At 49.7% G+C, this 10,377-nt stretch carries 8 protein-coding genes; all 8 read left to right on the top strand.

Annotation, left to right across the window (positions count from 1 at the left end; translation table 11 throughout):
• The first annotated feature begins 438 nt into the window (after positions 1-438).
• The 8 genes from NFR61_RS10760 (at position 439) to NFR61_RS10725 (ending at position 9,871) form a co-directional block, all read left to right on the top strand.
• Positions 439-1,458 carry a LacI family DNA-binding transcriptional regulator gene (locus NFR61_RS10760; RefSeq protein ID WP_251623980.1) on the top strand — a complete coding sequence of 340 codons (1,020 nt, stop codon included), beginning with the start codon at positions 439-441 and terminating at the stop codon, positions 1,456-1,458.
• Between the two features lie 264 nt (positions 1,459-1,722).
• Positions 1,723-3,051 (top strand): SLC45 family MFS transporter, encoded by a 1,329-nt coding sequence (locus NFR61_RS10755; RefSeq protein WP_251623978.1) that lies wholly within the window; start codon positions 1,723-1,725, stop codon positions 3,049-3,051.
• A 2-nt stretch (positions 3,052-3,053) separates the two neighbouring features.
• Positions 3,054-3,713, top strand: a complete 660-nt coding sequence (gene pgmB, locus NFR61_RS10750; RefSeq protein WP_251623976.1) for a beta-phosphoglucomutase — start codon at positions 3,054-3,056, stop codon at positions 3,711-3,713.
• The gene (locus tag NFR61_RS10745) at positions 3,710-6,016 is read left to right on the top strand and encodes a glycoside hydrolase family 65 protein (protein ID WP_251623974.1); all 2,307 of its coding nucleotides are present in this window, start codon (positions 3,710-3,712) and stop codon (positions 6,014-6,016) included. The genes pgmB and NFR61_RS10745 overlap by 4 nt, the downstream gene beginning before the upstream one ends.
• An 11-nt stretch (positions 6,017-6,027) precedes the next feature.
• Positions 6,028-7,881, top strand: coding sequence for a glycoside hydrolase family 13 protein (locus tag NFR61_RS10740; RefSeq protein ID WP_251623972.1), 1,854 nt, complete (start codon positions 6,028-6,030; stop codon positions 7,879-7,881).
• A 60-nt stretch (positions 7,882-7,941) separates the two neighbouring features.
• On the top strand, positions 7,942-9,237 hold the full coding sequence (locus tag NFR61_RS10735) for an alpha-amylase family glycosyl hydrolase (protein ID WP_251623970.1): 1,296 nt from the start codon (positions 7,942-7,944) through the stop codon (positions 9,235-9,237).
• Positions 9,238-9,330: 93 nt separating this feature from the next.
• Positions 9,331-9,576 carry a type II toxin-antitoxin system ParD family antitoxin gene (locus tag NFR61_RS10730; protein ID WP_251623967.1) on the top strand — a complete coding sequence of 82 codons (246 nt, stop codon included), beginning with the start codon at positions 9,331-9,333 and terminating at the stop codon, positions 9,574-9,576.
• A complete protein-coding gene (locus NFR61_RS10725) occupies positions 9,569-9,871 on the top strand; it encodes a type II toxin-antitoxin system RelE/ParE family toxin (protein ID WP_251623965.1) in 303 nt (100 codons plus the stop codon). Before NFR61_RS10730 ends, NFR61_RS10725 begins: the two co-directional genes overlap by 8 nt.
• Positions 9,872-10,377: the final 506 nt, after the last annotated feature.

Genomic DNA, 10,377 nt, shown 5'->3' with positions numbered 1-10,377 from the left:
TTTAGATATACCTTTGGAAAGTCAATACTGACGTAGGTTAAGCGTGCGAAGACTCCGCCAATTTAAACCTAGGTTTTAATGGGCGGAGTTTTTCGTTCTGGGTAAGCTTTTTCGATTCGCATTGATTTCTTATGGATAATTTATGGCTTACTTATAGAATAAACATCTTTATCGATGATGCAAAGATGCTATATCAATTCTATAAAGTGCTTTCAAAGTGCTTATAAAGCGCTTATAAAGTGCTTCGCAATGCACGTTGTAAACTATTTATATGGTTTTTGTCTGGTTTTTATACAATTTTTATAGCAGTATTGAAGCGTATTTTATCAAGTAAAATCCATAGGCAATCCTGATGTTTCCTATAAAATGATGTTTAGAATTTATTTGGTGGAATGGGAACAATTTTTTATATTTGAACGCATTCGAGAGATGTTATTTATGGCAACACAGGTTACGATTAAAGACATTGCGAAAATTCTCGGTATTTCGGTATCTACGGTTTCCCGTGCGTTGAAAGATCATCCTGATATCAGTGCGGAAACGAAGAAGGAGGTACAGGCTTTGGCCAAGAAGCTGAATTATACTCCGAATGTTATTGCTTTGAGTTTGAGGAATAAAAAAACGTTTCTGATTGCCGTGATTATTCCGGAGATCATTCATCACTTTTTTTCCTGCGTGATCAGCGGGGTGGAGGAAGTGGCTAACCGGAACGGCTACAATGTGGTGATTTTCCAGAGCAATGAACAGTACGAGCGGGAAGTGTCCATCTGTCAGTCCATCCTGAATTCCCGGGTAGACGGCGTGCTGGTTTCTATGGCGAAGACGACGCACAAGGCGGAGCACTTCAAAGAATTGCAGCAGGCGGGGATACCGCTGGTATTTTTTGACCGGATTTGCGGGGATTTGGATACCGACCGGGTGGTCGTGGACGATTTTAATGGCGCCTTTGCTGCGGTGCAGCATCTGATTTCTATGGGATGCCGGCGGATTGCCCATTATTCGGCACCGCAGACGATGCAGATCGCTCAAAAAAGACAGCTGGGATATATCGAGGCCTTAAAGAGCGCTAAGATTCCGGTGGATGAGAAATTGATTGTGCAGTGCGACAACCAGGACGATGCCCGGGTGGTAACCGAGCGGTTGATGGCTTCGGACAACAGGCCGGATGCTATTTTTGCCGTGAACGACCTGACTGCTGCGGGGGCGATGCATGCCGTCAAGCATTTCGGTCTCCGGGTGCCGGAGGACGTGGCGATTTGCGGGTTTACCGACGGCGTGGTGGCGACATTGACCGATCCGACACTGACGACGGTCGAGCAGCATGGGGATGAGATGGGCGAAATCGCTACAAACCTTTTGTTGAGGAGGATTCATGCCGAAGAGGGAGAATACATCCCGACGGTGACCAAAGTGATAAAGACCAATTTGATCGTGAGGGAATCTACTTGCCGCAAGTAGGAGTGTTCTTTTTAGATTTGTTCTAAATAAAAGTTTTTTCCGCTTTTCCCCCTTTCTTTTTGCAACCGATTGAAATGCCCGCTTTCTGCGGGCGGAGGGATGATTCGGACGGATGAGGCGATTTTAAACGTTTGCATTCGGCGGGATTTGATATACCTTTGAATCGGCTTGATAAATCGATTCTTTTCAACTGATGCGGAAATTCTCCGTATAACAGGGTGTATCGCCCGGAGTTATCCTTGTGGATTATAGAATGACGAATTTATGGTAGAAATGAATAATTTAACGTGTAAACCCCGGCTGAGTTTCTGGACGCTGTGGAATATCAGTTTCGGATTCTTCGGGGTTCAGATTGCGTATGCACTCCAGAGTGCGAACGTAAGCCGGATATTTGCGACACTGGGGGCGGATCCTCACAGTCTGAGTTATTTCTGGATTTTGCCTCCTTTGGCGGGTATTGTCGTGCAGCCTATCGTGGGATCGTTGAGCGACCGCACATGGACGCGGTTCGGCAGGCGGATTCCTTATTTGTTTATCGGGTCGCTGGTGGCGGTGCTGGTAATGTGCATGCTGCCGAATGCGGGCAGTTTTACGCACTATATCAGTGCGATGCTGTTCGGCGTGATTTTCCTGATGTTGCTGGATACCTCCATCAATATGGCCATGCAGCCTTTTAAAATGCTGGTGGGAGATATGGTAAACGAGGAACAGAAGGGGTTGGCTTATTCGATACAGAGTTTCCTGTGTAATGCGGGGAGTCTGGTCGGGTATCTGTTCCCGTTTATCTTTGCCCTCATCGGTTTGCAGAATACGGCGGCGCCGGGAATGGTGCCGGATACGGTGATTTATTCTTTCTACATCGGGGCGGTGATTCTGATTGCCTGCGTGATTTATACCACCGTGAAAGTAAAAGAAATGCCTCCTAAGGAGTTCGAGGCGTTCCACGGCATTACGGCTGCGGAGAAGAAAGAGAAAAGCGATTTCGTGCATCTGCTGGTGCGGGCGCCGAAAGTCTTCTGGACAGTGGGGCTGGTACAGTTTTTCTGCTGGGCGGCGTTTATGTATATGTGGACGTATACGAACGGGGCGGTTGCCCACCAGGTATGGGGGACCACCGATACGGCTTCGGCAGGTTATCAGGCTGCCGGTAACTGGGTCGGTGTCCTGTTTGCGGTACAGGCTATCGGTTCGGTAATATGGGCGATGGTGTTGCCGCAGTTCCGTTCCCGGAAGCTGGCTTATTCGTTGAGCCTGTTTATCGGCGGTATCGGCTTTATGTCTACGCTTTTTATTCACAACCAGTACGTGCTGTTCATTTCCTATTTCCTCGTCGGTTTTGCCTGGGCCGCCATGCTGGCGATGCCTTTCACGATTCTGACCAATTCGGTTTCGGGAAAGAATATGGGCGCTTATCTGGGACTGTTCAACGGTACGATTTGCGTGCCGCAGATCGTGGCGGCACTGGTGGGCGGTTCGCTGCTGCACCTTGTCGGCGGACAGCAGGTGGGGATGCTGGCGCTTGCCGGCGGCCTGCTGATTGTGGGCGCTCTTTGCGTGTTTATTATTAAAGAAACTTATTCTCATCATGAGTAATTATGAAAGGTTGTATTTTTGATTTGGACGGCGTGATTGTGGATACGGCCAAGTATCACTATCTGGCGTGGAAAAAGATTGCCGATGAATTCGGGTTCGAGTTTACGCTGAAAGATAACGAGCGCTTGAAAGGGGTGAGCCGGATGGCTTCGCTCGATATTCTGCTGAGTATCGGGGGAATCGAATTGAGCGGGGAGGAAAAAGCGGAGGTTGCGGACAGGAAGAACAGGATTTATCTGGAATATATATTGAAAATGACTCCGGAGGAAGTATTGCCGGGGGTAAAGGAATTTTTGACGGCATTGCACGGGGCGGGCATCAAAGTGTCTTTGGGGTCTGCCAGCAAGAATGCCAAAACCATTTTGAAGCAGGTGGGCATTGAGGAGTTGTTCGATGCCGTGGCGGACGGAACGAATGTGAGCAAGGCGAAGCCGGACCCGGAGGTTTTTTTGAAGGGGGCGGAATTGCTGGGACTTGCTCCGGCGGAATGTCTGGTGTTCGAAGATGCGGTGGCGGGCGTGGAGGCGGCCCATCGGGGCGGTATGAAATGCGTGGGAGTGGGAGACCCGGAGGTGTTGCGGGAAGCGGATTATCACATCGACGGTTTCGGACAGTTGAAGATGGAAGACGGAAAGTTGAAAATTAAAAATGTAACGATATGAATAAATATTTGAAAGCAGACGAGTGGTGTATTGTAGAAGAGGGGTTCGACCCCAGGAATCACCGCTCTTCGGAAAGTATTTTCAGTTTGGGCAACGGGCGCATGGGACAGCGGGCCAATTTCGAGGAGAGGTATTCCGGCGCGACGTTGCAGGGAACGTATATCGGCGGCGTGTATTATACCGATAAAACCCGGGTGGGCTGGTGGAAAAACGGCTATCCCGAGTACTTCGCCAAGGTGCTGAATGCACCGTACTGGAACGGTATCGATGTGGAAATCGACGGAATACAGCTGGATTTGGCCGTGTGCAAAGTGAGTGATTTCGTCCGGACGCTGAATATGCGGGAAGGCTATCTGGAACGCTCTTTTGTGGCTGCGTTGTCGAATGGAAATCAGGTGAAAGTCTGCGCCCGTCGTTTTATCAGTATGGCGGACAAGGAAGTGGCTGCGATCCGGTATGCCGTGGTTCCTTTGAATTTCAGCGGAGAGATGGTGTTCACGTCGTATATCGACGGAGACATAAAGAATCAGGATGCCAATTATGACGAGAAGTTCTGGGACATTGTTTCGACCGATTCGCAGAAAGGAGAGGCTTATTTGCAGTCGGTGACGAAAAAGACCGCCTTTCAGGTGGGTGTCGGTATCAAGTATGCTGTGACGATTGACGGTCAGGCGTATGTGACTTCGGATGACGATACGATTGTGAGGGAGAAATATGCGGGCAACCGGGTTTCGGTGTATGCCGAGAAAGGAAAAGAGGTTGTTTTTTATAAATACGTCGCTGTGTTGAGTTCGATGAATCATCCGGCGGATAAGTTGCTGGAGAATGCGAAGGGTGTTGTGAAAAATGCTTTTCAGAAGGGATTCGCGGAACTGTTCGAGGCGCATCGTTCGGAATGGGAGAAGATTTGGGAACATTCGGATATTACGATTGAAGGGGATGTGGAGGCGCAGCAGGGAATCCGTTTTAATATTTTCCAGCTGAAACAGACTTATACGGGCGACGACGCCCGATTGAATATCGGTCCCAAAGGTTTTACCGGTGAGAAATACGGCGGCAGCACCTATTGGGATACGGAGGCTTATTGCGTGCCTTTCTATCTTTCGACGGCGGATCCGGCTGTGACCCGCAATTTGCTGGTGTATCGCTACAAGCAGCTGGACAGGGCGATTGAGAATGGGATGAAGCTGGGATTTACGGACGGTGCGGCATTGTATCCGATGGTGACGATGAACGGGGAGGAGTGCCACAACGAGTGGGAGATTACGTTTGAGGAGATTCACCGGAACGGGGCGATTGCCTATGCGATTTACCGGTACGTGAATTATACGGGCGACGAAAAATATATCGAGGACCACGGTCTGGAGGTTCTGACGGGGATTGCCCGGTTCTGGGCGCAGCGGGCCACTTTTTCGGGTGAGAAGAAGAAGTATGTGATATTGGGCGTGACGGGACCGAACGAGTATGAGAACAATGTGAACAACAACTGGTATACGAACAAGATTGCCGTTTGGTGTATGAAGTATGCCCTGGAGTGCATGGAGCAGGTGAAGAAACGCAATCCTGCCCGTTTCGGGGAACTGGTTGCCCGGATGAAGTTCGATTGCGAGGGCGAGACGGCTCATTGGAAAGATATTATTGCCCATATGCACTTCCCGGAAGAGAAGGAGCTGGGGATTTTCCTGCAACAGGACGGTTATATGGATAAGGAGCAGATTCTGGCGAAGGACCTGGATCCGGCCATCCGTCCGTTGAATCAGCATTGGTCGTGGGACCGGATTCTGAGAAGCTGCTTTATCAAGCAGGCGGATGTGTTGCAGGGGATTTATTTCTTCGAGGATGAATTCGACATGGAGTGTATAAGGCGGAATTTCGATTTTTACGAGTCCCGCTGTGTACACGAGTCTTCTCTGTCGCCTTGCGTGCACTCTATTCTGGCGGCTAAAATCGGAGATATGGAAAGGGCGTACAGCCTTTATCTGCGGACGGCGCGTCTGGACCTGGACGATTACAACAAGGAGGCGCACGAGGGGTTGCATATCACCTCCATGGCAGGAACGTGGATGTCGATTGTCGAAGGCTTCGGCGGCATGCGGGTGAAAGGGGGCGAGCTGCATTTTCATCCGGCTATTCCCGAAAGCTGGAAGGCTTATTCGTTCAAGGTGATGTTCCGCGGCAATATACTGAATGTGATTGTCGGGCAAGGCAAGACGGTTATTTTCAATGAAGCCGGAGAGGACGTGGAAGTGACCGTGAACGGGAAAAAGTGCCGTGTGGGTAAAAATTCTAAGTTGGAAATCTGAAATGTAAGTTTATGAAAATTGTTTTAGTTCTGTTTTTGTCTCTGTTGTTGTGTGGTGCGGAGGCAAAAAACACGCCGGTTCAGCGGGTGGAACCGATGAACTGGTGGGTGGGGATGCGGAACCCGGAATTGCAGATTCTGGTGTACGGCCGGAATATGGCGGCGTATCGTCCCGAGGTGAGTTATCCGGGGGTGAATATAGACCGGGTGGTGACGACCGGCAATCCGAATTACCAGTTTATTTATCTGACGATTGCCGCCGATGCGCCGGCGGGCGATATGGAAATCGTGTTCAGGAAGGACGGGAAGAAAGCATTTACGTATCCGTATCCTTTGTGGAAGCGGGAGGAAAATTCGGCGATGCGGAAGGGGTTTGACAATTCGGATGCGGTTTATCTGTTGATGCCCGACCGTTTTGCTAACGGCAATCCGGCGAACGACAGCCATCCGGAGGTGACGGAGAAGGCGGACAGGAGCAGCCTCAACGGACGCCACGGAGGCGATATTCAGGGGATTATCGACCATCTGGATTATTTGCAGGATCTGGGTATGACGGCTTTGTGGAGTACGCCGCTGATGGAGGACAATATGGCGGTTACCTCCTATCATACGTATGCTATCAGTGATTATTACAAGATTGACCCCCGCTACGGGACGAATGAGGATTACAGGCGGCTTTCGGCGGAGGCGAAGAAGCGCGGCATCAAGCTGATTATGGATGTGGTGACGAACCACTGCGCTTCGGCCCACTGGTGGATGAACGATTTGCCCTCTGCCGACTGGGTGCATCAGTTCGATACGTTTACGCGTTCGAATTACCGTATGGGGACGATTCCCGACCCGTATGCGTCGGAGATAGACCGGAAGCTGAATTCCGACGGGTGGTTCGATACGTCGATGCCCGATTTGAATCAGCGGCATCCGCTGTTGATGGATTACCTGATACAGAATGCGATCTGGTGGATCGAGTTCGCCGATTTGGGCGGTTTGCGGATAGATACGTATCCGTATAACCACAAGGAGTCGATGATCGATTTTAACCGGCGTATATTGACGGAGTATCCGGATTTCAACATCGTGGGGGAGACCTGGGTGCATGCTCCGGCGGAAGTGGCCTACTGGCAGAAAGATGCGCTGAATGCGGACGGGTTTAATTCCGAGCTGCCCACGGGCATGGATTTTCCGCTGCTGGATGCTTTGGCCGTGTTTACGAAAGAGAAACAGGGATGGGATTCGGGCATCATGCGTCCGTATGCCGTTTTTTCGCAGGATTATGTGTATGCCTATCCGTATGATTTGCTTATTTTTGCGGACAATCACGATACGGAGCGGATCTGGGAGGTATTGAACGGGAATGTGGCGGATTTTAAGCTGGTGTTTTCCATTTTGATGACGACCCGGGGGATTCCGCAGATGTATTACGGCACGGAGATTATGATGCGGGGGGAGAAGAGCAAGGGGGACGGCGATATACGCCGCGATTTTCCCGGAGGCTGGCAGGGGGACGAAATGAATGCTTTTACGGCGGCGGGACGGACGAAGGAGCAGAACGAGGTGTTCGGTTTCGTGAAGAAGCTGTTGAACTGGCGGAAGGTCAATCCGGTGATACATACGGGTGCGATGAAGCATTTTATTCCGGAGAACGAGGTGTATGTTTATTTCCGCTATGATGAGAATAAGAAAGTGATGGTGGTGCTGAATAATGCCGACAAGGAATCGAAAACGCTGGATACGAAGCGTTTCGCCGAGGTGCTGGGCGATAGTGATGCCGGCGTGGATGTAATCAGCGGCAAAAGGTTTACGGGTTTGCGGAAGTCACTGACCGTACCGGCGAAGTCGGCGTTGATACTTGAATTGGAACAATAAAATTTGATGGTGCGTGCTATGTTTAATCGAATATTAATCGTTTTTATAATAACAGTTTTTATGACGGGTTGTGAAGTAAAATCACGGGAGGAGGCACCCCAGGTTGTCGCGTGGGCGGAGAATGCCTCTTTGTATGAAGTGAATATCCGGCAGTATACGCCGGAAGGTACGTTTGAGGCTTTCGGACGGCATTTGCCGCGTTTGAAGGAATTGGGTGTGGACGTGCTTTGGTTTATGCCGATAACGCCGATTTCGGAGAAGAACCGGAAAGGGACGCTTGGCAGTTACTATGCGGTGAAGGATTACCGGGGGATTAATCCCGAATACGGAACGCTGGAGGATTTTAAGGCTGTCGTCAATGAGGCGCACAGGCTGGGATTCAAGGTGATGATCGACTGGGTGGCGAACCATACGGGCTGGGACAATTGGCTGATCGAGGCGCATCCGGACTGGTATACGCAGCGGGACGGGCATATCGTGAGCCCGGTGGAGGACTGGAGCGATGTGGCTGATTTGAATTACGACAACCGGGAGATGCGGCGCTATATGATAGAGAGTTTGCTGTATTGGGTGAAGGAGGCGGATATCGACGGTTTCCGCTGCGATATGGCGGGAATGGTGCCGACGGATTTCTGGGAGGAGGCAAGGGAAGCGCTGGACAGCGTGAAGCCGGTGTTTATGCTGGCGGAGGCCTGGGAACCGGATTTGACCCGTAAGGCATTCGATGCCTGCTACGGCTGGGATTTGCATCACCTGATGAACGATCTGGCACAGCGGAAGAAGGACGGGACAGAGCTGCCGGGGTATTTTGCGAAAGTGGATTCACAATATACGAAACGGACCATCGTTCTGAATTTTATCGATAACCACGATGAAAATTCCTGGTCGGGAAGCGTTCCGGAGCGTATGGGAGAGGCTGCTCCCGTTTATGCGGTGATGGCTTACACGGTGCCGGGCATGCCTTTGCTGTATTCCGGTCAGGAAGCGGGGCTGAACAAGCGTTTGCCTTTTTTTGAAAAGGATTCCATCGACTGGAATGTGCGTCCCGAACTGGCAGGTTTTTACCGGAAGCTGAATGATTTGAAACGCGGTTGCCCGGCTTTGAAGGCGGGGGAGCACGGCGGAACATTCCGTATATTGCCTCAGGATAATGAGAGACATGTGTTCGCTTATGAGCGGAAACTGGGGGAACAGCAGGTGGTTGTGGTACTCAATCTCACGGGAGAAGAGCAGAGAAGCGTGCTGGCGGAAGAGATTACCGGCCCCTTCACCGAGTATTTTTCGGGAGCAACCGCCGGGACGTTGAAAGAATTTACCCTGCCCGCCAACGGCTACCGGGTTTTTGTAAAGGGGTAAAAAAGTTGGGATTGCAATAGACCTCTAATATTTTCGGCGGAATATTTGTGAAGTTACCAATATTTGGTAACTTCGCAAATATAAACGAGCGATATGAGAACGACATCAGTGGCACTCGGAGCCTATTTCGAGGACTTTATCAAAGCAAAAATATCGCAGGGGCGCTATAATAATGCCAGCGAAGTTATACGGGCTGCTTTGCGGCTTCTGGAAGAAAATGAGGAGCAAATAGTGGTACTCAAAGCGGTAATTAATGAAGGCGTCGAAAGCGGTATTGCCGAAAATTTCGATCCGCACGAACATCTCAAAGCATTGAAAGTTGCACGTGCAAATGGCTAAATATCGTTTGACTAACAAGGCTGTCGAAGATCTTGCCGACATCTGGAACAACACCTTCGACGAGTGGTCGGAACGGCAGGCAGATGACTATTACAATATGCTGATATCCTCCTGTCAAAAGATAGCAACTAATCCTCACCTTTTCGGTAAACGCTATGACGAGATATTCGACGGATTGCGCGGATTCAAGGCGGGTAAACATCTTTTGTTCTATCGAATGCTCGATAGTGGTGAGGTGGAGGTCATCCGTATCCTTCATGAGCGAATGGATTTGCGTAACAGAATGAACGAATAGAACGGTACCGCAGAGCAACATGCTCTGCGGTTTTTGTTTGTAGTTTTGCATCTGTAAATTACTTGCGTGTATATATAGACAAGGTAGATTTTTGTGGTTTGAGGTTTCATGCTTTCTTTGTGGCACTAGTCCATTTTTGTTGTCTATATAGTAGATTTTTCCTTATATTTGTGGCGTTATGGTGATGAGAACACCGTAGCATACATATTTTTATTGAAGCGTTTAGTTTTATCCTTAAATAGGAAATCGCCAATTTTCAACGTAGAAGGATAAGCAGTACAAACGTTCACGTTTGCCGTATATACTTATATATATACCCGGCCAAGCGTGGGGACTGTTTATTTCTACGTGGGTGTTTGGCGATACCTCTATTTAGATAAACTAAAGTTCCCACGCTTTCTTTTTGTCATTAACCCACCTTTCCGGGAGCTTTCAAGGTGCTAAGTAATTTCTTGATATGAAAAAATTAATCAAGTGTGCCGGATTACGGGTGTCGTTTCTGCTTC

The organism is Odoribacter lunatus, assembly GCF_943193135.1.
GTDB lineage: Bacteria > Bacteroidota > Bacteroidia > Bacteroidales > Marinifilaceae > Culturomica > Culturomica lunata.
Note: the sequence above shows the minus strand (reverse complement) of the source record. Positions and strands in the feature narration are given on the sequence as shown.

Excerpts from the sequence above, each read along its gene's own strand:
- NFR61_RS10755 (WP_251623978.1), top strand. The coding sequence starts at position 1,723 with ATGGTAGAAATGAATAATTTAACGTGTAAACCCCGGCTGAGTTTCTGG.
- NFR61_RS10745 (WP_251623974.1), top strand. The coding sequence starts at position 3,710 with ATGAATAAATATTTGAAAGCAGACGAGTGGTGTATTGTAGAAGAGGGG.
- NFR61_RS10740 (WP_251623972.1), top strand. The coding sequence starts at position 6,028 with ATGAAAATTGTTTTAGTTCTGTTTTTGTCTCTGTTGTTGTGTGGTGCG.
- pgmB (WP_251623976.1), top strand. The coding sequence starts at position 3,054 with ATGAAAGGTTGTATTTTTGATTTGGACGGCGTGATTGTGGATACGGCC.
- NFR61_RS10735 (WP_251623970.1), top strand. The coding sequence starts at position 7,942 with ATGACGGGTTGTGAAGTAAAATCACGGGAGGAGGCACCCCAGGTTGTC.
- NFR61_RS10730 (WP_251623967.1), top strand. The coding sequence starts at position 9,331 with ATGAGAACGACATCAGTGGCACTCGGAGCCTATTTCGAGGACTTTATC.
- NFR61_RS10725 (WP_251623965.1), top strand. The coding sequence starts at position 9,569 with ATGGCTAAATATCGTTTGACTAACAAGGCTGTCGAAGATCTTGCCGAC.
- NFR61_RS10760 (WP_251623980.1), top strand. The coding sequence starts at position 439 with ATGGCAACACAGGTTACGATTAAAGACATTGCGAAAATTCTCGGTATT.